Below are 20,968 nucleotides of genomic sequence, written 5' to 3' on the forward strand. Positions count from 1 at the left end.
CCCCGCCCAGAACATCAACTGGACAACACCCCAAGGTGGAGACGGGCCGAACTACCCGAATATGTGATCGCCAGGACGCCCGCCGCCGCCGCCCCGCCGTTGCCCATCGGCCCGGCGGCGGCTAGGGTCGCCTGCGCAAATCGCCGAGACATGGGCCCAAGCCGTGACCACAAGACTGATCCCCATGGCGCTGATCGCGCTGATCGCCGCGCCGATGCCGCAGGGCACCGCCATGGCCGCACCCTCGCTTGCCCAGGCCGAAAAGCCCGAGCCCCAGAACAGCGAGCGCCCGGCGCATCGCCCGGCGGATACGGCGCCCGAGGTTCGCGGCCTCTCGGGGCCCTACCTGGCCGCGCGCATGGCCGCGATCCAGAACGACTATCCCGAAGCCGCCCGCTATTACCTCCAGGCGCTGGCCCATGACGACAGCGATCCCTTCCTGCAGGACAGCGCGCTGGTCGCGCTGATCTCGGCCGGCGAGATGGAGCGCGCCACCGCGCTTGCCGGCACCATGTCCGGCCAGGGCCGCGCCACGGAACTGGCGCGGCTGGTGCAGCGCGCCGAGATGGCACGCGCCGGGCGCTGGGACGCGCTGATCGAGGCCATCGACGCCGCCCCCTCGCCCGAAGGCGACGCCGGCACGCCCGGCGGCGGCATGCTGATCGACGGCATGATGCGGGCCTGGGCGCTGCTGGGCGCCGGAAAGGCCGGCGAGTCGCTGACCGCCTTCAAGAAAATGGCCGAATTGCGCGGCGCCGCGCCGATGGTGAACTACCACCTGGCGCTCGCCAAGGCGCGGGTCGGCGATTTCGAGGGCGCCGAGCTGCTGCTGGCCGATCCCGTCACCGGGGCGCATATCCTGGGCGTCATCGCCCGCGCCCAGGTGCTGTCGCAGCTGGAACGCAACCGCGACGCCATCGCCATGATCGAGGCGACGCCCGGCTTTGCCGAGGAGCCCTACCTGGTCGCCCTGCGCGACCGCATGGCACGGGGCGAGACGCTGCCCTTCGATTCCGCCCGCGGTCCGGCGGACGGCATGGCGCAGCTGTTCCTGACCTTCGGCTCGGTCCTGGCCACCACCGACGAGCCCGATCCGCTGGCGCTGATCCATGCCCGGCTGGCCGAATACCTGGCCCCCGACCTGGGCGAGGCGCGGCTTCTGGCGGCGCAGCTCTTGCAGGGCTTCGGCCAGTTCGACCTGGCCGAGCGCGAGTTCGAGGCCCTGCGCGAGCTGGGCGACATGCGCCCGGTCGCGGAATTGTCGCGCATCGACGCCCTGGCCCGCGCCGAGCGGCTGGGGGATGCCGAAAAGGCCGCGCTGGCGCTGACCGCCGCCCATCCCGAACTGGCCCAGGGCTGGATCGCGCTTGGCGACATGCTGCGCCAGCAGGACAAGTTCGCCCAGGCGGTCCCGGCCTATGACAAGGCGCTGGACCTGATCGGCGACGCCAGCCCCGAGGCGCGCTGGTTCCCGCTTTACGCCCGCGGCATCGCGCTGGAACGCTCGGGGCAGTTTCCCAGGGCCGAGGCGGATTTCCGCGCCGCGCTGAAGATCCGCCCCGATTCGCCGCAGGTGCTGAACTATCTGGGCTACAGCCTGGTGGACCGCAACGAAAAGCTGGACGAGGCGCTGGCGCTGATCCAGCGCGCGGTCGAGCTGCGCCCGGACGACGGTTATATCCTCGATTCGCTGGCCTGGGCCTATTTCCGCCTCGGCCGCTACCAGGAGGCGGTGGCGCCGATGGAGCGCGCGGTGGCCGCCATGGCCAGCGATTCGCTGGTCAACGACCACATGGGCGACATCTACTGGATGGTCGGCCGCAAGCGCGAGGCCGAGATCCAGTGGCACCGCGCCCTGTCGCTGAAGCCGGAAACCGAAGCCGACGCCCAACGCATCCGCATCAAGCTCGAGCGCGGCCTCGATGCGGTGCTGGAAGAGGAAACGGCCGCCGGCCGCCGGCGCCCCGAGGTCCGCGCCCCGGAACCGGCCAAGGCCGACTGACCCATGCCCCTGCCCCGGCGCGAGGCCGCGCCCGCCAAGCTGAACCTGTCCCTGCATGTGACCGGCCGCCGCGCGGACGGCTATCACCTGCTTGATTCGCTGGTGGTGTTCCTGGAGCTGGGCGACGTGGTGACGGTGGCGCCGGGGCCCTTGTCGCTCAGCCTGACCGGCCCCTTCGCCCAGGGCCTGGCGGCCGAGCCCGACAACCTGTGCCTGCGCGCCGCGCGGCTGGCCGGGCGCGAGGCGCGGATCACCCTGGAAAAGAACCTGCCGGTGGCCTCGGGCATCGGCGGCGGCTCGGCCGATGCGGCGGCGGTGCTGCGCGCGCTGGATGCCCGCCCCGAGCGGCCGGAAATGCTGGGCGCCGACCTGCCCGCCTGCCTGGCCGGCCGTCCGCTGCGGATGCGGGGCCTGGGCGAGATCCTGGTGCCGCTGCCGCCGCTGCCCCAGCTGGATGTGCTGCTGGTCAATCCCGGCCGCGGCCTGCCCACGCCCGCGGTGTTCAAGGCCCTGGCGCAGCGCGACAATCCGCCCATGCCCGAGCCCTTGCCCGATTTCCCCGACGCGCCGGCTCTGATCGCCTTCCTGCAGGAATGCCGCAACGACCTCGAGGCGCCGGCCATCGCCCTGATGCCCGAGATCGCCGATTGCCTGGCCGCGATCCGCGCGACCGGGGCGGCGCTTGCACGCATGTCCGGCTCGGGCGCGACCTGCTTCGGGCTTTTCGCAACCGCGGCCCAGGCCCAGGCCGCCCGCGCCCGCATCGCCGGGGCAAATCCCGGCTGGTGGGTGGCGGCATCTGGACTTGCGCCGGCAAAGCACTAACCTGCCGCTGAAATCCACAAGGGGAAAACCATGCTGCGCCTTGGCGTCAACATCGACCACGTCGCCACCATCCGCAACGCCCGCGGCACGCCCTGGCCCGACCCGCTGCGCGCGGCGACGCTGGCCCAGGAGGCGGGCGCCGACGGCATCACCGCCCATCTGCGCGAGGATCGCCGCCATATCTCGGACGCGGACATCGACCGGCTGATGGCCGCGCTGAACCTGCCGCTGAACCTGGAAATGGCCGCGACGGCCGAGATGCAGGCCATCGCGCTGCGCCACCGCCCGCATGCCGTCTGCATCGTCCCCGAAAAGCGCGAGGAGCGCACGACCGAAGGCGGGCTCGACGTCGCCGGCAACGAGGCCTTCCTGGCCGATTTCATCGCGCCGCTGCGCGAGGCGGGCTGCCGGGTCTCGCTCTTCATCGGCCACGAGCCGCGCCAGGTCGAGGCCGCCGCCCGCATCGGTGCCGCGGTGGTGGAACTGCATACCGGCGCCTATTGCGACCTCGACACCGAAGGGCGGCCGGCCGAACGCGACCTGGAGCTCGAGGCGCTGCGCAAGGCCGCGGCCCAGGCGCATCTGCTGGGACTCGAGGTCCATGCCGGCCACGGCCTGACCTTCGACACGGTCGGCCCCATCGCCGCCATCCCCGAATTGCGCGAATTGAACATCGGCCATTTCCTGATCGCCGAATCGGTCTTCCTCGGCCTCGGCCCGGCCATCCGCGAAATGCGCCGGCGCATGGACGCCACCCGCGCCTGATTTCTCCGTTGCCCAAATACCCATGTCACCACAGGACCAACCAGGCGCATGATTCTCGGCATAGGCTCGGACCTCTGCAACATAGACCGCATCGCCGGGGTGCTCGCGCGCCACGGCGACCGCTTCCGCCGGCGGGTCTTTACCGAACGCGAACTGGCGCTGGCCGCGCGGCGCCGGCAAGAGGCCGCGACGCTCGCCAAGCGTTGGGCGGCCAAGGAGGCCTGCTCCAAGGCGCTGGGAACCGGGCTGGCCATGGGGATCGCCTGGCGCGACATGGCGGTCAGGAACCTTGCGACCGGCCAGCCGACCATGGAGCTGACCGGCTGGGCGGCCGAGCGGCTGGCGGCGATGACGCCCCCCGGCCACCGCGCGCATGTGCATGTGACGCTGACCGACGACCATCCCTGGGCGCAGGCCCTGGTGGTGATCGAGGCGCTTCCGGATGACGGCGGGGCAGGCACGGCTTGACTTTGCCGCCCCCCGCGCCCCATGAACGCGCGACTTGCCGATGAAGGGAATGGCATCCATGGCCAAAAGCGAAGCCCGCAAGGATGGCGGCATCTGGGAAACCGTCAAGACCATCTTCTGGGCGCTGGTGATCGCGGGCGTGTTCCGCACCCTGTTCTTCCAGCCGTTCTGGATTCCCTCGGGCAGCATGAAGGACACGCTGCTGATCGGCGACTTCCTGTTCGTGAACAAGATGGCCTATGGCTATTCGCGGGTGTCCTGCCCCTTCGCGATCTGCCCGATCTCGGGCCGCATCCTGGGCTCCGAGCCCGAGCGCGGCGATGTCGTGGTCTTTCGCCACCCGACGCGGGGCGACGATTTCATCAAGCGGGTGATCGGCCTGCCCGGCGACCGCATCCAGATGAGGGACGGCGTGCTGTGGATCAACGGGCAGGAGGTGCCGCAGCAGCCCGCCGGCACCTTCACCGAACCCTATGCCCCGCAGGGCCCGCAGCAAAGCCTGCCGAAATGCCGCAACGAGCCGGTCCCCGAGGGCGCCGCCTGCGAAAAGGACCGCCACACCGAGACGCTGCCCAACGGGCGCACGCATGACGTGCTGAACATCTTCGACAACGGACCGGGCGACAATACCGCCGAGTTCACCGTGCCCGAGGGGAACTACTTCTTCCTGGGCGACAACCGCGACAATTCCGGCGACTCGCGCTGGCCGGCGGCGGTGGGCGGCGTCGGCATGGTGCCGGCGGAATACCTGATCGGGCGCGCCGACCGGATCATGTTCTCCTCGGCCGGCAAGTCGCTGCTGTATTTCTGGACCTGGCGGGCAGACCGCTTCCTGAAGGCCGTGGACTAAGGGAAGAATTGCCGCGGCGCCCCGCGCCGTGGCAGGATCGCGACATGAAGATTTCCGCAGACCTGCGCGCATTCTCGGAACGGCTGGGGCACGAATTCTCGCGCCCCGACCTGCTGCGCCGCGCCCTGACCCATGGCTCGATCGCCAGCGCCACCCGGCCCGACAACCAGCGGCTGGAATTCCTGGGCGACCGCGTGCTGGGCCTGACCATCGCCGAGGCGCTGTTCTCGGCCGACCACGCCGCGACCGAAGGCCAGCTTGCGCCGCGCTACAACACGCTGGTCAAGGGCGAGACCTGCGCCGCCGTCGCCCGCGAGATCGGGCTGGGCGAGGTGCTGAAGCTCGGCCGCTCCGAGATGCTGTCGGGCGGCCGGCGCAAGGAGGCGCTGCTGGCCGATGCGATGGAGGCGGTGATCGCCGCCGTCTATCTGGATGCCGGCTTCGAGGCGGCGCGCCAACTGGTGCTGCGCCTATGGGCAAGCCGGCTCGCCAATGTCGAAAGCGATGCGCGCGACGCCAAGACCGCGCTTCAGGAATGGGCGCAGGCGCAGGGCATGAGCCCGCCGCGCTATATCCAGACCGCGCGCAGCGGCCCCGACCATGCGCCGGAATTCCAGATCACCGTCCGGCTGGACGACGGCCGCGAGGCCGCCGCCAGCGGCAGGGGCACCAAACGCAGCATCGAGCAGGCCGCCGCCAGCGCCATGCTGGAACAGATCGAAAGAACGCCATGACCCAGACACGCGCGGGCTTCGTCGCCCTGATCGGCGAGCCGAATGCCGGGAAATCCACCCTGCTGAACCGGATGGTCGGGGCCAAGGTCTCGATCGTGACGCATAAGGTGCAGACCACCCGCGCCCGCATCCGCGGCATCGCCATGCGAGGGGACAGCCAGATCGTCTTCGTCGACACGCCCGGCATCTTTCGCCCGCGCCGCAGGCTCGACCGCTCGATGGTCAAGGCGGCCTGGGGGGGCGCGGCCGATGCCGATGTGATCCTGCTCTTGATCGAGGCGCATCGCGGCTTGACCGACGGCGCGCAGGCGATCATCGACAACCTGCGCCAGCATGCCGGCCAGACCCCGGTGGCGCTGGTCATCAACAAGATCGACCGGGTGAAGTCCGAGGCGCTGCTGGCGCTGTCGCAACAGCTGAATGCCGCCTTCGACTTTACCCGCACCTTCATGATCTCGGCCGAAAAGGGCTATGGCTGCGACGACCTGCTGGACTGGCTGGCGCAGGAAGTGCCCGAGGGGCCGTGGCTTTACCCCGAGGACCAGGTGGCCGACCTGCCGATGCGCATGATCGCCGCCGAGATCACCCGCGAAAAGCTGACCCTGCGCCTGCACGAGGAAATCCCCTATCAGCTGACGGTGGAAACCGAGAAATGGGAAGAGCGCAAGGACGGCTCGGCCCGCGTGGACCAGATCGTCTATGTCGCCCGCCCCGGCCACAAGGGCATCGTCCTGGGCAAGGGCGGCGAGACGATCAAGGCCATCGGCCAGGCGGCGCGGGCCGAACTGGCCGAGTTCATGGGCCGCCCGGTCCACCTGTTCCTGCAGGTGAAGGTGCGCGAGAACTGGCTGGACGAGGCCGAGCGCTATAACGAGATGGGCCTCGATTTCCGCGACGGCGATGCCTGAGGCGCCCGATGCCTGAGCCGCGCCTGGCCGCCGGCGTCTGGGTCGCGGCCTATCTGCGCCGGCTGGGGCTTGTCGGCATCCCGGCCTATGTCACCCGGCATGGCGACGACACCGCCGGCAGCGTGATGGTGAAATGCGCCACGCTGGACGGCCGGGCGAGCCTGTGGATCCGGGAATGGGATTTCGAGACCGACCGGCGGGCCTGGCTGCAGCTGAACGAGGCCGAGGAGCGCGAGATCGACGCCGGGATCGCCCGCAACATCGCCCGCGACCCCGACCTGTGGGTGATCGAGATCGAGAGCCGCGACGGCCGGACCCTGCTGGAGGAGGACGGGCTGGCTTGAACCGGCCTGGGTATCGCCCGAGAGGGTGGAAGGCCGGACGGGGCGGGGCACATTGCGCGCCGGGCGGGAGTATTTGGGAAACGGTGAAAGCCCAAGGACAAGGCGGCGGGCGGAGCGCCTGGCGGGGCGGGCGGCATGGGTATTTGGGGAACGAAGAAGCCGGAGGTTTCGCGCCGGATGGCCGGGCGCGCGGCGCGGCGGGCATGGCGGGGCGCCGGCCGGTGGGAAGCCGCTAAATCTTGTGGCTTTCCCGTGACATTCCGTGCGGCGCACACTATAAGATGCGAGTCCAAGGCAGGATAAGAAGACAATGACCGAACCCGCCCCCCAGACCTCCGACTACGGCGCCGATTCCATCAAGGTTCTCAAGGGCCTGGAAGCCGTGCGCAAGCGTCCCGGCATGTATATCGGCGATACCGACGACGGCTCGGGCCTGCATCACATGGTCTATGAGGTCGTGGACAACGGCATCGACGAGGCGCTGGCCGGACATGCCGATTTCGTGCGGGTGAGGATTCACGCCGACAGCAGCGTCTCGGTGCGCGACAACGGCCGCGGCATCCCGGTGGACATGCACCCGACCGAAGGGGTCAGCGCGGCCGAGGTCATCATGACCCAGCTGCATGCCGGCGGCAAGTTCGACCAGAACAGCTACAAGGTCTCGGGCGGGTTGCACGGCGTCGGCGTCTCGGTCGTCAACGCGCTGTCGGACTGGCTGGAGCTGCGCATCTGGCGTAACGGCAAGGAACATTACGCCCGCTTCGAGAACGGCGACACCGTCGAGCACCTGCGCGTGGTCGGCGATGCCGAGCCGGGCGAGAAGGGCACCGAGGTGCGTTTCCTGGCCTCGTCCAAGGAGGACCGGGCGGACGGCACCTTCTCGAACCGCGACTTCAGCTATAAGGTGCTGGAGAACCGGCTGCGGGAGCTGGCCTTCCTGAACTCGGGCGTGCGCATCATCCTGGAGGACGAGCGCCATGCCGAACCGCTGCGGACCGAGCTTTTCTATGAAGGCGGCGTGCGGGAATTCGTGAAATTCATCGACCGCTCGAAAACCCCGGTCATGCCCGAGCCGATCTTCATCACCGGCGAGCGCGGCGGCATCGGCATCGAGGTGGCGATGTGGTGGAACGACAGCTACCACGAGACGGTGCTGCCCTTTACCAACAATATCCCGCAGCGCGACGGCGGCACGCATCTGGCCGGCTTCCGCGGCGCGCTGACCCGCGTCATCAACAATTACGCGCAGACCAATGCCCAGGCGCGCAAGGAAAAGGTCGATTTCACCGGCGACGACGCGCGCGAGGGGCTGACCTGCGTGCTGTCGGTCAAGGTGCCGGACCCGAAATTCTCGAGCCAGACCAAGGACAAGCTGGTTTCCTCGGAGGTGCGTCCCGCGGTCGAGGGGCTGGTGGGCGAGAAGCTGGCCGAATGGTTCGAGGAAAACCCGGCCGAGGCGAAATCCATCCTGGGCAAGATCGTCGAGGCGGCGCTGGCGCGCGAGGCGGCGCGCAAGGCGCGCGAGTTGACGCGCCGCAAGACCGCGATGGACGTGGCCAGCCTGCCCGGAAAGCTGGCCGATTGCCAGGAAAAGGATCCGGCGTTGTCGGAACTGTTCATCGTCGAGGGCGACTCGGCCGGCGGGTCCGCCAAGCAGGGCCGCTCGCGCCAGAACCAGGCGGTGCTGCCCTTGCGCGGCAAGATCCTGAACGTGGAGCGGGCGCGCTTCGACCGGATGCTGTCGAGCGACCAGATCGGCACGCTGATCACCGCGCTGGGGACCGGCATCGGCCGGGACGAGTTCAACCTGGGCAAGCTGCGCTACCACAAGATCGTCATCATGACCGATGCCGACGTGGACGGCGCGCATATCCGCACGCTTCTGCTGACCTTCTTCTTCCGGCAGATGCCCGAGTTGATCGAGGCGGGGCATCTCTATATCGCGCAGCCGCCGCTCTACAAGGTCAGCCGCGGCCGGTCCGAGGTCTATCTCAAGGACGAGGCGGCGCTTGAGGACTACCTGATCGAGCAGGGCATCGACGGCGCCAGCCTGCGGCTGGGCAATGGCGAGACCCTGACCGGCGCCGACCTGGCCCGCGTGGTCGAGGAGGCGCGCACCGTGCGCCGCATCCTGCGCGCCTATCCGACGCATTACCCGCCCCATATCACCGAACAGGCCGCCATCGCCGGCGCGCTGGTCCAGGGCCGGGTCGATGCCGATGCGCAGGGCGTGGCCAATGCCGTGGCCCAGCGGCTGGACCTGATCGCCGAGGAATACGAGCGCGGCTGGACCGGCCGCCCGACCCAGGATGCCGGCATCCGCCTGACCCGGCTGCTGCGGGGCGTCGAGGAAAGCCGCACCCTGGACGGCCCGATGCTGCGCAGCGCCGAAAGCCGGCGGCTGGGCGCCATGACCGATGCGCTGCACGAGGTCTATGGCCAGCCGGCGCAGCTGATCCGCAAGGATCGCGGCATCCCGATCCACGGCCCGATGAGCCTGCTGCAAGCCATCTTCCTGGAGGGCGAAAAGGGCCTGTCGCTGCAACGCTACAAGGGCCTGGGCGAGATGAACCCCGAGCAGCTTTGGGAAACCACGCTGGACCCGGCGGCGCGCACCATGCTGCAGGTGCGGGTCGAGGATCTGGGCGAGGCCGACGACATCTTCACCAAGCTGATGGGCGATGTGGTCGAACCGCGCCGCGATTTCATCCAGCAGAACGCCCTGAGCGTGGAGAATCTGGACATATAAGGCTTAACGGTGCCAATGGCGCCACAAACCCCTTAAATTTTACACGATCTTTAGTTTTATGTTGCTATCATGTCGCGATCTGCGCCACAAAACGGCGGCGCCTTCAGGCGCCGCTTGCGGCCTTCCGACCGCAGGCCGAGTTGTTAATTGATTTTGATGCCGGGGATTTTGGACCTTCTATAGGCATCACGCATAGGAGATGTGGACATGTGCGCTGTTCGGATGAACGCCCTTCACGCCACTGCGGCCGCCGCCTCGCTGACGCTGGCCGCCGCTTTGGCCGCGAATGCGGGAGGTTTTACACTGCCGATCGTTGACAGCGGCGTCACCGCCCCGATCGTCGAAGTCCCCGCCGGCGAATGGGCCGGCGGCTATGCCGGTGTGACGCTGGGCTATGCCTTCGGCGAGGGCGAATACGTGGGCTTCACCGAGATCCCAGGCGGCTATCTGGGCACCGCCGGCAAGCTTGAGCTTAGCGGCGCCAATGCCGGGCTGCGCATCGGCTATCGCTGGCAGCGCAACCGCTGGGTGTTCGGCCCGGAACTGGGCTTTGAAGGCGGCAATATCGACGACGTGCTGACCTATGACAACGCATACGACGGCTCGACCGATGTGTCCTCCAAGGTCAAGAGCGTCCTGGCCCTGCGCGTCAAGACCGGCTATGTGGTTCAGCCCGACCTGCTGGTCTATGGCGTGGCAGGCCTTGCCAGGGCCGACATCGAGTATCGGGTCGCTGCCACGGATGACGCAGGCGGTTCCTTCAGCGACGAAGCGAATTACAAGCAGAGCGGCTATATCCTGGGCCTTGGCGTCGAAAAGAAGCTGAACGATCGCATGTCGGTAACGGGCGAATATGAATATGCCAACTTCGGCAAGTCCACGCGCACCTTCACTCTCAATAGTGAAACGGCATCGACTCAGGCCACCCCCGACTATCACAACCTGAAACTGGGCCTGAACTTCAAGTTCTGACCCCGAACGCTTGATCCGGCTCCACGGACGGGAAAGGGTCGCCCTGGGCGGCTCTTTTTCGTTTCTCACGACCGTCGGCGGCCCAGCGGCAGCGGAATGGCGCGGGCGCCGCAAGCGATGGCCAGCCCCTGCGGCACCAGCGCCGCCAGCGCCGGATCGTCCTGCAAAAGCCCGCCGGTATAGGCGCCGAAGGCCGGCAGCAGCAGGTGATCGCCGCCCAGCAGGAAGGCGCGCCGCCGCTCTCCTGCCAGCCGCACGGCGGGGTGGAAATGGCCCGATATGTCCGGCCCCTGCCCCGCCTGGTGCCGCAGCGTGACCCGGCCCAGCCGCAGGCTGTCCGCCGCCCGGCCCGGCAGGCCCGCCGGCGCGCTGGGATCGTGGTTGCCGCCGATCCAGACCCAGTCCCGCCCCTGCGCCAGCCGGGCCAGGGCGCCGGCGACCAGCGGGTCCAGCGCCTCGGCCGCCGCCAGGTCGTCGAAACCGTCGCCCAGGCTGACCACCACCTGCGGGTCCAGCGCCGCGATTTCGGCCGCCAGCCGCTCCAGCGTCGCCAGCCCCTCGTAAGGCGGCAGCAGCGGGCCGCCGCGCCGGGCCATGCGCTCGGACTTGCCCAGGTGCAGGTCGGCCACGACCAGCCAGCCGCCCATCCCCCACCACAGCACGCCCGAGCCCCGCGCCTCCAGCCACAAGCCGTGGAAGTCAAAGACATATCCGCTCATGCAATCCCTTCCAGCCCGGCGTCGCGCATCAGTGCCTCGGCCTCGATCTGCGCCAGCCGCTCGCGGCCCTCGCCGCGGATCGGCACCCGGCCGACCTCCAGCAGCAAGGGCGCGGCCATGGGCGAAACGCGGTCCAGCATCCGATGCTCGCGCCGGGGCGAGCGGTCCAGCATCTCCTCGATCCGGCCGAAATCGACAAGGCCCCGCCCCGCCTCCTCGGCGGTGATGCGCAGCATCAGGTGGCCGGGGTCGTATTTGCGCAGGGTGTCGTAAAGGATGTCGCTGGAGAATGTCGCCTGCCGCCCGCTCTTGCGTTGGCCGGGCATGTTGCGCTGGATCAGCCCGGCGACGGTGGCCACGTTGCGGAAGGTGCGCTTCATCACCGCATTCCCGCCCAGCCAGTCGCCCAGGCCCGCCCGCAGCCGCGCCCGGTCCAGCAGCGGCGCGGGATCGCACAGCGGGTCCAGCGACCAGACCAGCAGCGCGTAATCGGTCGACAGGAAACCCAGCGGGCCCAGCCCCTCCTCCTCCATCTCGCGGGTCAGCAGCAGGCCCAGCGTCTGCAAGGCATTGCGACCGGCGAAACCGTAAAGCGCGAAATGCCACAGCCCGGCATGGGGAAAGCTTTCGGACAGCAGCAGCCCCGGTTCCGGCAGGGCCGAGACCTCGGCCTGCAAGCCCAGCCAGTCCCGCGTCTGCGCGGGCAAGGCATCGTGCCGCGACGGATCGCCGATCAGCGCCAGCACCCGATGCGAAAGCTGCGTGGACATGGCCAGCTTGACGCCGGAATAGACCGCGATCTTGGGCTGCCGCGTCGGGTCGGGCGTGACCTCGATCACCATCTCGCGCATCGCATCCATGCGCACCACCCGCCCGCCGATCAGGAAGCTGTCGCCCGGCGTCAGGCTGGCGGCAAAGGCTTCCTCGACCTCGCCCAGGGGCGCGCCGCCGCGGCCGCGCAGGCGGACCTTCATCATCTCGGCCTCGACGATGGTGCCGACATTCATCCGCAGCAGTTTCGCCGCTCTCGCGTCGCGCAGATGCCACAGGCCCCCGCGCAGCATCAGCCGCTGCCAGCGGTCATAGGCGCGCAGGGCATAGCCGCCGGTCGCGGCGAAATCCAGGCAGGCGTCGAAATCGGCGCGGGAAAGCCCGCGATAGGGGCCGGCGGTGGCGACCTCGGCATAAAGCGCATCGGCGTCGAAGGGTGCGGCGCAGGCAGTCAACAGGATATGCTGGCACAGCACATCGAGCGGCCCCGGCCCGCGCGGATCGCCATCCAGGTCGCGCGCCCGCACCGCCTCCAGCGCGGCGACGCATTCGATCTGCTCGAAACGGTTCGCCGGCACGATCCGCGCCTTCGAGGGCGCATTATAGCGATGGTTCGCCCGACCGATGCGCTGCACCAGCCGCTTGACGTTCTTGGGCGCACCGACCTGGATCACCAGGTCCACCGCGCCCCAGTCGATGCCCAGGTCCAGGCTGCCGGTCGCCACCACGGCACGCAATTCGCCCGCCGCCATCGCCGCCTCGACCCGCGCGCGCTGCTCGCGCGCCAGGCTGCCGTGGTGCAACCCGATGGGCAGGTTCTCGTCATTCGCAGCCCAAAGCGCCTGGAAGAACAGCTCGGCCTGGGCGCGGGTATTGATGAAGATGATGGTGGTGCGCGCAGCCTTCACCGCCGCCAGCACCTCGGGGATGGCATGATGCCCGCCGCCGCCGGACCAGGGCGCAGGCCGCGCAGTGGCCAGCATGGCGATGTCGGGATCGGGGCCGGGATCGGCCTCGACCACCGTGACCGGCGCAGCGCCTGCCATGAACCCGGCCAGCGCCTGCGGATCCTCGACCGTCGCCGACAGGCCCGTCACCCGCAGCCCCGGCGACAAGGCCCGCAGCCGCGCCAGGCCCAGCATCAGCTGGTCGCCGCGCTTGCTTTCCGCCAGGGCGTGCAATTCGTCCAGCACCACCCGGCGCAATCCGCCAAAGATCGCCGGCGCCTCGGGATAGCTCAGCATCAGGGCCAGGCTCTCGGGCGTGGTCAGCAGGATCTCGGGCGGATCGACGCGCTGGCGCCGGCGCTGGCTCTGCCCGGTGTCGCCGGTCCGGTCCTCGACCCGCACCCCCAGCCCCAGTTCGGCCACCGGCCGCGCCAGGTTGCGGCCGATGTCGGCAGTCAATGCCTTCAGCGGCGAGACGTAAAGCGTATGCAGCCCGCCCCGTGCCGCTTCTCTGTTGCCCCAATACCCATCCGGCCGCGCCGCCTGCGCCAGCTCCACCAGCGAGGGCAGGAACCCCGCCAGCGTCTTGCCGCCGCCGGTCGGCGCGATCAGCAGGCTGTCGCCCGTCGCCGCCAGCAGCGCCAGCTGATGCGGATGCGGCTGCCAGCCCTGGCGCGCGAACCAGTCCTGGAACGCGGGCGGCAGGATCACAGCATCGCCTCGAGCGTTTCCAGCCGGTCCGCCTCGGCCGCCGGCTTGTCCCAGCGGATGCGGCTGATGCGGGGAAAGCGCATGGCCACGCCCGAACGGTGCCGGGCCGAGCGGTTCAGCCCCTCGAAGGCCACCTCGACCACCAGCTTCGGCGCCAGCGCCCGCACCGGCCCGTAACGCTCGACGGTGTTCTGGCGCACGAAGCGATCCAGCTCGCGCAGCTCGGCATCGGTAAAGCCGAAATAGGCCTTTCCGACCGGCACCAGTTCACCGCCGTCCCACAGGCCAAAGGTGAAGTCGGAGTGAAAGCCCGAACGCTTGCCATGGCCGCGCTGCGCATAGATCAGCACCGCGTCGACCACCATCGGGTCGCGCTTCCACTTGAACCAGGGCCCGCGCGGCCGGCCGGCGACATAGGTCGAATCGCGGCGCTTGACCATCACCCCCTCGATCACCGCCGCGGGCGGCTCGGCACGCAGCGCGGCCAGGTCTTCCCAGGTGGCGAAGTCCAACAGCGGCGAGATGTCGATGCGGGCACCGAAATCCACCGCCTCCAGCACCCTGCGGCGCGCCTCCAGCGGCTCGGCACGCAGATCGCGGCCATCCCACAGCAGCAGGTCGTAAAGCCGCAAGCCCGCCGGGTGGCTGGCCAGCAGGCCCTTGCCGACGGTCTTGCGGTTCAGCCGCTTTTGCAACTCGCCGAAGGGCGCGACCTCGCCCTCGCGGCGCACGATCAGCTCGCCATCGGCGCTGCCGTGGAAATCCATCGCCTCGATCACGTCGGGAAAGGCGTGCGAGATGTCCTCGCCGGTGCGGGAATACAGCCGCCGCATGCCGCCTTCGGCCACCGCCTGCACGCGGATGCCGTCCCATTTCCATTCCGCGAAATAATCGCCGGGCTCCAGCGCCCGCAATTCGTCCAGGTCGGTCGGCGTCGACAGCATCACCGGGCGAAACGGCGCCAGCGCCGCGCTTTCCGGCCGCGCCCCACCGCCCAGCCAGCCGAACAGCGGCGCATAGGGCGGCGTAAGCCCGTGCCAGATCTCCTCGATCTCGGGGACCGAGGGCACGCCCATCGCCGCCAGCGCCATCCGCGCCATGCGGGCCGAGACGCCCACGCGCAGGTTGCCGGTGGCGAGCTTCAGGAAGGCCAGCCGCTCGGACGGGCCCAGCCGGTCCAGCAACGCAGCGATGGCGCCGGGCAGCGCCGCCTTGCCGGTGCCCTGCAACAAGGCCACCGCCTGGGACAGCGAGGGGTCGTCCTCGGCCCCCTCGGGCCAGACCAGCGCGATGGTCTCGGCCAGGTCGCCGACGAAATCATAGCTCAGCGCCAGAAGCTCGGCGTCCACCCGCTCGGCCGCCAGGGCCCGCAGAAGCGAGGGCGTGACCCGGCGCAACGCCAGATCGCCGGTCAGCGCCGCCAGGGCCCAGCCGCGATCCGGGTCCGGCGTGCGCTCCAGATAGTGCTGCAAAAGCTGCAGCTTGGCATTGCGCGCCGGCGTGAAGGCCAGCCGTTCCAGCAGGGCGGCAAAACCCTTCATTCCGCCTCGTCCTCGTAGCCGACCAGCCGCAGCGGCCGGGCGGGGATCTGCGCCAGTTCGCACCAGCGCATCACGCCCTCTTCGGCGCCATGCGTGACCCAGACCTCGGACGGCGCCAGTTCCGCCAACGTGCCGGTCAGCGCCGGCCAATCCACGTGGTCGCTGATGACCAGCGGCAGTTCGACCCCGCGCTGCCGCGCCCGCGCCCGCACCGCCATCCATCCCGAGGCGAAGCCGATCACCGGGTCGCGGAACCGCTGCACCCAGGGGCTGGCGAATGCCGAGGGCGGCGCGATCACCAGCTGCGCCGCCACATCCTCGGCCGTGGCGGGCACCAGCGCGCCCAGGTCGATGCCGCGGGAGGTGTAGAAATCGCACAGCGCCTTCAGCGCGCCATGGATAGCGATGGGCGCGTCATAGCCGGCCTCGCGCATCAGCGCGATGACATGCTGCGCCTTGCCCAGCGCATAGGCGCCGATCAGGTGCGGGCGGTCGGGAAACTCGGCCATGCTGGCCAGAAGCTTGGCCACCTGCGCCGAGGGCTCGGGAAAGCGGAATACCGGCAGGCCGAAGGTCGCCTCGGTCACGAAGACGTCGCAGGGCACCGGCTGGAAGGGCGCGCAGGTCGGGTTCGGCTGGCGCGCGTAATCGCCCGAGACGACGATGCGGCAACCGCCGGCCTCGACCGAGATCTGGCTCGATCCCAGCACATGACCGGCCGGGTGGAAGCTGACGGTGACGCCGCCGATGCGCGTCTCGGCCTCGGCCAGTTGGGTCGCGCCGGCAAAGCCGTCGCCCATGCGCAGCCGCATGATCTCCAGCGTCTCGGCCGTGGCCATGACCGCGCCATGGCCGAAACGGGCGTGGTCGGAATGGCCATGGGTGATCAGCGCGCGCTCGACCGGACGCAGCGGGTCGATGTGAAAGCCGCCCTCGGGGCAGAAAAGGCCGGCTTCGGTCGGGAACAGGATGGAATCGGCACGCATGACCCGAAGATGTAGAACATTTCGTGAAAATCAAGCCGGCGCCAGCGGCCGGCCCTCGAAGATCGTCTCCATCGAGAAAACGCCGGTGACGCGTTCCAGATCCATGTCGGCGATCAGTTGCTTGTAAAGCGCGTCATAACCCGCCATGCCGCCCACCACCGCCTTGGCCATATAGTCCCATTCGCCGCCGATGCGGTGGAACTCGGTGATCTGCGGCAGCGATTCGATGCGGGCGCGAAAGCGCCGCGCCCAGGCGTCGTCATGATGGCGGGTGCGGATCATGACAAAGACCGTCAGCCCCAGCCCCAGCGCCGCCGCGTCGATGACGGCGCGGCTGCCTTGCAGCACGCCGGCCTCGGTCAGCCGCTGCAGGCGCCGCCAGCAGGCGTTCTGCGACAGGCCCACCCGCTCGGCCAGTTCGCGCTGCGACAGGCCGGCATCGCGTTGCAGCAGCGCCAGAAGGCGGTTGTCGATTTCGTCTATGGAAGAGGTCTTGTCGTTCATTTGACAACCGATCAGTGGGATACTGGCAGATATTCAGAATGATTTCTCGCCAGCGGCGGGTCAAGATGCGCGCATGAAGACGAGGAATCCGATGCCGCCTTTCGACAGCTATCTCGCCCGGCTGGGCGACGACCCGATGCAGGTGATCCATGACGGCGTGATCGGCCGCGACGCGGTGATCGACGGCCCCTTCGGGCCGCGCCGGATGATCTATGCCGATTACATCGCCTCGGGCCGGGCACTGCGGCCCATCGAGGACTGGGTGATGGAGAACGTCCTGCCCTGGTATGCCAACAGCCATACCGAGGCCAGCCATTGCGGCGGCACCATGACCCGGATGCGCCGCGCGGCGCGCGAGGCGATCGGCTTTTGCACCCATGCCGGGGCGGAACATGCGGTGATCTTCACCGGCTCGGGCGCGACGCAGGGCATCAACCGGCTGGTGCATCTCATGGCCGCCGGGCCGGGAACGACGGTGCTGATCGGGCCTTACGAGCATCACTCGAACATCCTGCCCTGGCGCGAAAGCGGGGCCGAGGTGGTGACGATCCCCGAGGCCGCGACCGGCGGGCCGGACCTGGCGGCGCTACGGCAGGCGCTGGCGCGCGCGGGCGGCCCGGTGATCGGCAGCTTCTCGGCCGCCTCGAACGTCACCGGCACGCTGACCGACATGGCCGAGGTCACGCGCATCCTGAAGGCGGCAGGGGCCAGGGTGGTCTGGGACCAGGCCGGCGGCGCGCCCTATCTGCCCATCGACATGCGGCTGGGCATGGATGCGGTGGTGATCTCGCCGCACAAGTTCATCGGCGGGCCCGGCGCCTCGGGCGTCCTGATCCTGCGCCGCGACGCGGTGCTGGCCGGGCGCCCCACCCTGCCCGGCGGTGGCACGGTGCGCTTCGTCTCGCCCCAGGGCCACGATTATGCGCCGTCGCTGGAGGCGCGCGAGGAAGGCGGCACCCCGAACGTGATCGGCGACATCCGCGCCGCGCTGGTCTTTCTGACCAAGGCCGCCGTGGGGCAGGACGCCATCGACGCGCGCAATGCCGAATGGCTGGCGCTGGGGATGGCGCGGCTGCGGAGCCATCCGCGGATCGAGCTGCTGGGCAACCCGGACGCGCCGCGCCTGCCCTTCTTCAGCTTCCGCATCCGCGACGGGCGGGGCGGCTTTGTCCACCAGCAGCTGGCGACGCGGATGCTGTCGGACCTTTACGGCGTGCAGGCGCGCGGCGGCTGCGCCTGCGCCGGGCCCTATGTCCATCACCTGCTGGGGCTGGGCCCCGAGGATTCGGCCCGGCTGCGCGCCGCGATCCTGGCCGGGGACGAGATCGAGAAGCCCGGCTTCGTGCGGCTGAACCTGTGCTGGGCGGCCCCGCGCGCCGAGGTCGAGGCGATCCTGGATGCCGTCTGCGACCTGGCCGATCACGCGGCCGACCACCTGGCGCATTACCGCTGCGACCGCGCCACCGCGATCTTCACCCCGGTTGCGGCCGCCTAGCGCAGGGGCGCGAGATATAGTCCCGCACCAGGGCCACCCGGCGCGGGCGAAAGCTGGTGCCGCCGGGACGCATGGCCCGGATGCGCGGCACGTGAAAGGTGCGGAAATCCTGCCGCAGCGTGCAATGCGCCAGCAGCATCATGTGGTTGTCGCTGTAGCTGAGGCCCAAGGGCCAGATCTCGCGCGTCGTGGCGGCGTCCTGCAGGTCGAGATAGTCGATGACCAGGCTGCGCTCTTCCCACAGCGCCTCGCGCAGCAGCGCCATGTCCACCTGCGGGCTGGGACGCTGCGCCGGTTCGCGAAACAGGCGCATGGTGGTGTGCATGGCGTGCCGGCCCTGGCTTTCGGGCAGGGTGGCGATGATGCGGGCCAGCGCATCCTCGCCCGCGCGGGTCAGTTCGGGATCGCCCAGCGTGCGCAGGCCCGAGACGGCCAGCAGTAGTGCCTCGATCTCCAGCCGCGAAAAGCTTTGCGGCGGCAGGGCCGGGTCTTCGGTCAGCGCATAGCCCAGCCCCGCCTCGCCGTCGATCAGCGCGCCGCCGGCGCGCAGCGTGGCGATGTCGCGGTAAAGCTGGCGGCGCGAGACGCCGGTCTCCTCGGCCAGCCGCGCGGCCGTCACCGGCGCGGGCAGGCGGCGCAGCGCATCCATCAGGCGCATCAGCCGGTCGGTGCGGGACATGCTGTCACCTTCTGTCAGGGGCCCTGCGCCATTCTGCCCCCGTCAACACAGGAGGCCAAGATGCCGACCCTATACCACGCCCCGAAAAGCCGCTCGTCGAGCATCCTTGCCCTGCTGGACGAGTTGGGCATCCCCGACAAGGTCGAGATCCGCCATGTCACGATCCCGCGCCAGGACGGCTCGGGCGGGCGCGACCCGGCGAACCCGCATCCCGAGGGCAAGGTGCCCTATCTGGTCGATGGCGAGGATCACGTGCGCGAACGCGGCGCCATCATCCTGTATCTGACCGACATGTTCCCCGAGGCGGGGCTGGGCCCGCTGCCGGGCGATCCCAGGCGCGGCCAGTATCTGAGCTGGCTCAGTTGGTATCAGGGCGTGCTGGAGCCGGTGGCGATCCTGAACTTCTTCAAGATCCGGCATCCGGCGCTGGAGGCGACCTTCCGCGACTACGACACCGCGATCCGGCGGCTGGACGAGGTGCTGGGCAAGCAGCCCTGGCTGCTAGGCGACCGCTTCTCGGGCGCCGACCTGCTGATCGCCAGCCCCTTCCTGTTCTTTGGCGAGGGGATGCCGCGCACGCCCGCCATCGACGACTGGGCGCGGCGGGTTCAGTCGCGCCCCTCGATGGCGCGGGCGGCGGAACTGGGCGGCTGAGGCGCCGCCGCGGCGGCGGCGGGCAGCTTGGCCAGCTGCACCATCAGGATGCCCGCCGCCACGATCAGCGCGCCGATCACGTCCGAGGCACCGAACCGCTCGCCCAGCAAAGCGGCGGCGATGGCGACGCCGAAGATCGGCGACAGGAAATGAAAGGTCGCCGCCCGCACCGCGCCGATGCGGTTGACCAGCCGGAACCACAGCCAGGTCGCGCCGATGCCCGGCGCGATCACCGTATAGGCAAAGGCCCAAAGCAGGCCCGCGCTCCATTCCACCGGGCGGCCCCATTCCATCAGCATGGCCGGGACCAGCAGCAGGCCGGCGCCGACTGCCATCTGCAGCCCGACGATCATCATCATGTTGCGGCTGCCGCCGGCGCCGCGCGCCGCCAGCGTGGCAAAGGTCAGCGCCACCATGCCGATCAGGCACAGGATCACCCCCGGCACGTCCAGCCCGTGCCGGAGCCGCACCCCCATGATCAGCGTGACGCCGGCCACCCCCGCGACCAGCCCGGCCACGGCGATGGGGCGCAGCCGCTCGGCATAGAGCAGCCAGCCCAGGAAGGCCACGGCCAGCGGCATCATCGAGGCGATGATGGCCGAGACGGATGCCTCGACATATTGCATCGCGACCCAGCTGAAACCCAGGTAAAGCGCGTTCTGGCACAGGCCAAACAGGACCACCGTGCGCCATTCGGCCCGGCTGAGGCGCCAGTTCTGGCCCATGGCGCGGGCCAGCGGGATCGCGACCATGGCAGACAGGCCGAAGCGGATGACCAGCGCGGTCAGCGGCGGCGCGGCCGTGACGATCATGCGCGTCGAGGTAAAGGCCGAGGCCCAGACGACCGCAAAGCCGAAGCCCATCAGAATGGCCCTGAAATCCATGTCGCCCCCCTGCCCGCACCCCCATGGGCTAGCAGATGGGCCGGCGGGCGCAAGGGCCGGAAACGACAGAAGCCGCGCAGGTCATGCGCGGCCCCTTCTGCGGCGAAAGCCGGGATCAGGCGTTCACGCTGTCCTTCAGCGCCTTGGCGATGGTGACCTTGACCACCTTGTCGGCGGGCTTCGTCATCATCTCCTGGGTTTGCGGATTGCGGACCTGACGCTCGGGGCGGGTGCGGCAGGCAACCTTGCCGATGCCCGGCAGGGTGACGGCACCACCTTCGGCGACCGTGCGCGACACGACGGCCGAAAGCGCGTCCAGAGCCGCCGCGGCAGTCTTCTTGTCGCTGCCCATTTCATCGGCCAGCGTGGCGACGAGCTGGGTCTTGGTCATCGGTTTCGAAGCGGCCTGGGCCATATTCTGTCTCCTCGTTGTTCCCCGTTCGGGAAATTTTCGGACGCC

At 69.5% G+C, this 20,968-nt stretch carries 21 protein-coding genes; 13 read left to right on the top strand and 8 right to left on the bottom strand.

Annotation, left to right across the window (positions count from 1 at the left end):
• The 11 genes from FE811_RS28680 to FE811_RS03845 form a co-directional block, all read left to right on the top strand.
• The coding region (locus FE811_RS28680) for a 4Fe-4S dicluster domain-containing protein (RefSeq protein WP_181180815.1) at nt 1-67 on the top strand (67 nt) is incomplete at its 5' end.
• Nucleotides 68-163: 96 nt separating this feature from the next.
• The gene (locus FE811_RS03800; RefSeq protein ID WP_244295155.1) at nt 164-2,002 is read left to right on the top strand and encodes a tetratricopeptide repeat protein; all 1,839 of its coding nucleotides are present in this window, start codon (nt 164-166) and stop codon (nt 2,000-2,002) included.
• A gap of 3 nt (nt 2,003-2,005) precedes the next feature.
• Nucleotides 2,006-2,827: a 4-(cytidine 5'-diphospho)-2-C-methyl-D-erythritol kinase gene (locus tag FE811_RS03805; protein WP_072463729.1), complete on the top strand. Its 822-nt coding sequence runs from the start codon at nt 2,006-2,008 to the stop codon at nt 2,825-2,827.
• Nucleotides 2,828-2,857: 30 nt separating this feature from the next.
• Nucleotides 2,858-3,592, top strand: a complete 735-nt coding sequence (locus tag FE811_RS03810; RefSeq protein ID WP_072463728.1) for a pyridoxine 5'-phosphate synthase — start codon at nt 2,858-2,860, stop codon at nt 3,590-3,592.
• Between the two features lie 48 nt (nt 3,593-3,640).
• Nucleotides 3,641-4,060: a holo-ACP synthase gene (acpS, locus tag FE811_RS03815; RefSeq protein ID WP_072463727.1), complete on the top strand. Its 420-nt coding sequence runs from the start codon at nt 3,641-3,643 to the stop codon at nt 4,058-4,060.
• Between the two features lie 49 nt (nt 4,061-4,109).
• On the top strand, nt 4,110-4,910 hold the full coding sequence (gene lepB, locus FE811_RS03820; protein WP_116222421.1) for a signal peptidase I: 801 nt from the start codon (nt 4,110-4,112) through the stop codon (nt 4,908-4,910).
• A gap of 44 nt (nt 4,911-4,954) precedes the next feature.
• Complete coding sequence (gene rnc, locus FE811_RS03825) at nt 4,955-5,644, top strand: ribonuclease III (RefSeq protein ID WP_116221928.1); 690 nt, start codon at nt 4,955-4,957, stop codon at nt 5,642-5,644.
• Nucleotides 5,641-6,552 carry a GTPase Era gene (gene era / locus FE811_RS03830; RefSeq protein WP_072463724.1) on the top strand — a complete coding sequence of 304 codons (912 nt, stop codon included), beginning with the start codon at nt 5,641-5,643 and terminating at the stop codon, nt 6,550-6,552. The genes rnc and era overlap by 4 nt, the downstream gene beginning before the upstream one ends.
• An 8-nt stretch (nt 6,553-6,560) precedes the next feature.
• On the top strand, nt 6,561-6,896 hold the full coding sequence (locus FE811_RS03835) for a DUF1491 family protein (protein ID WP_116221927.1): 336 nt from the start codon (nt 6,561-6,563) through the stop codon (nt 6,894-6,896).
• Between the two features lie 310 nt (nt 6,897-7,206).
• Nucleotides 7,207-9,645: a DNA topoisomerase (ATP-hydrolyzing) subunit B gene (gene gyrB / locus FE811_RS03840; protein ID WP_114535244.1), complete on the top strand. Its 2,439-nt coding sequence runs from the start codon at nt 7,207-7,209 to the stop codon at nt 9,643-9,645.
• Between the two features lie 207 nt (nt 9,646-9,852).
• Nucleotides 9,853-10,617, top strand: coding sequence for an outer membrane protein (locus tag FE811_RS03845; protein WP_116221926.1), 765 nt, complete (start codon nt 9,853-9,855; stop codon nt 10,615-10,617).
• 65 nt (nt 10,618-10,682) lie between these two features.
• On the opposite strand, the gene pdeM is transcribed toward FE811_RS03845, so the two are convergent.
• Genes pdeM through FE811_RS03870 form a run of 5 tightly spaced genes read right to left on the bottom strand, consistent with a single transcriptional unit; the run spans nt 10,683 to nt 16,796 of the window.
• Complete coding sequence (gene pdeM / locus FE811_RS03850; protein WP_116221925.1) at nt 10,683-11,336, bottom strand: ligase-associated DNA damage response endonuclease PdeM; 654 nt, start codon at nt 11,334-11,336, stop codon at nt 10,683-10,685.
• Nucleotides 11,333-13,765, bottom strand: coding sequence for a ligase-associated DNA damage response DEXH box helicase (locus tag FE811_RS03855; RefSeq protein ID WP_116221924.1), 2,433 nt, complete (start codon nt 13,763-13,765; stop codon nt 11,333-11,335). Before FE811_RS03855 ends, pdeM begins: the two co-directional genes overlap by 4 nt.
• Complete coding sequence (locus FE811_RS03860) at nt 13,762-15,306, bottom strand: cisplatin damage response ATP-dependent DNA ligase (protein ID WP_116221923.1); 1,545 nt, start codon at nt 15,304-15,306, stop codon at nt 13,762-13,764. The genes FE811_RS03855 and FE811_RS03860 overlap by 4 nt, the downstream gene beginning before the upstream one ends.
• Nucleotides 15,303-16,292, bottom strand: a complete 990-nt coding sequence (locus tag FE811_RS03865; RefSeq protein WP_116221922.1) for a ligase-associated DNA damage response exonuclease — start codon at nt 16,290-16,292, stop codon at nt 15,303-15,305. The genes FE811_RS03860 and FE811_RS03865 overlap by 4 nt, the downstream gene beginning before the upstream one ends.
• Before the next feature lie 30 nt (nt 16,293-16,322).
• Nucleotides 16,323-16,796, bottom strand: coding sequence for an Lrp/AsnC family transcriptional regulator (locus FE811_RS03870; protein ID WP_116221921.1), 474 nt, complete (start codon nt 16,794-16,796; stop codon nt 16,323-16,325).
• Nucleotides 16,797-16,869: 73 nt separating this feature from the next.
• On the opposite strand from FE811_RS03870, the gene FE811_RS03875 reads away from it, so the two are divergent.
• A complete protein-coding gene (locus tag FE811_RS03875; RefSeq protein ID WP_116221920.1) occupies nt 16,870-18,291 on the top strand; it encodes an aminotransferase class V-fold PLP-dependent enzyme in 1,422 nt (473 codons plus the stop codon).
• On the opposite strand, the gene FE811_RS03880 is transcribed toward FE811_RS03875, so the two are convergent.
• The gene (locus tag FE811_RS03880) at nt 18,269-18,970 is read right to left on the bottom strand and encodes a YafY family protein (protein WP_036750003.1); all 702 of its coding nucleotides are present in this window, start codon (nt 18,968-18,970) and stop codon (nt 18,269-18,271) included. The two genes, FE811_RS03875 and FE811_RS03880, sit on opposite strands and share 23 nt — an antisense overlap.
• Nucleotides 18,971-19,030: 60 nt before the next feature.
• Between FE811_RS03880 and FE811_RS03885 the strand changes: the two genes are divergently transcribed.
• The gene (locus tag FE811_RS03885; RefSeq protein WP_116221919.1) at nt 19,031-19,624 is read left to right on the top strand and encodes a glutathione S-transferase family protein; all 594 of its coding nucleotides are present in this window, start codon (nt 19,031-19,033) and stop codon (nt 19,622-19,624) included.
• On the opposite strand, the gene FE811_RS03890 is transcribed toward FE811_RS03885, so the two are convergent.
• Nucleotides 19,579-20,508: a DMT family transporter gene (locus FE811_RS03890; RefSeq protein WP_116221918.1), complete on the bottom strand. Its 930-nt coding sequence runs from the start codon at nt 20,506-20,508 to the stop codon at nt 19,579-19,581. The genes FE811_RS03885 and FE811_RS03890 overlap by 46 nt on opposite strands.
• A gap of 115 nt (nt 20,509-20,623) precedes the next feature.
• Complete coding sequence (locus FE811_RS03895) at nt 20,624-20,923, bottom strand: HU family DNA-binding protein (RefSeq protein WP_024845371.1); 300 nt, start codon at nt 20,921-20,923, stop codon at nt 20,624-20,626.
• Nucleotides 20,924-20,968 lie beyond the last annotated feature (45 nt).

Origin of the sequence: Paracoccus sp. FO-3 (genome assembly GCF_006386455.1) — a bacterium.
Classification (GTDB): domain Bacteria; phylum Pseudomonadota; class Alphaproteobacteria; order Rhodobacterales; family Rhodobacteraceae; genus Paracoccus; species Paracoccus versutus.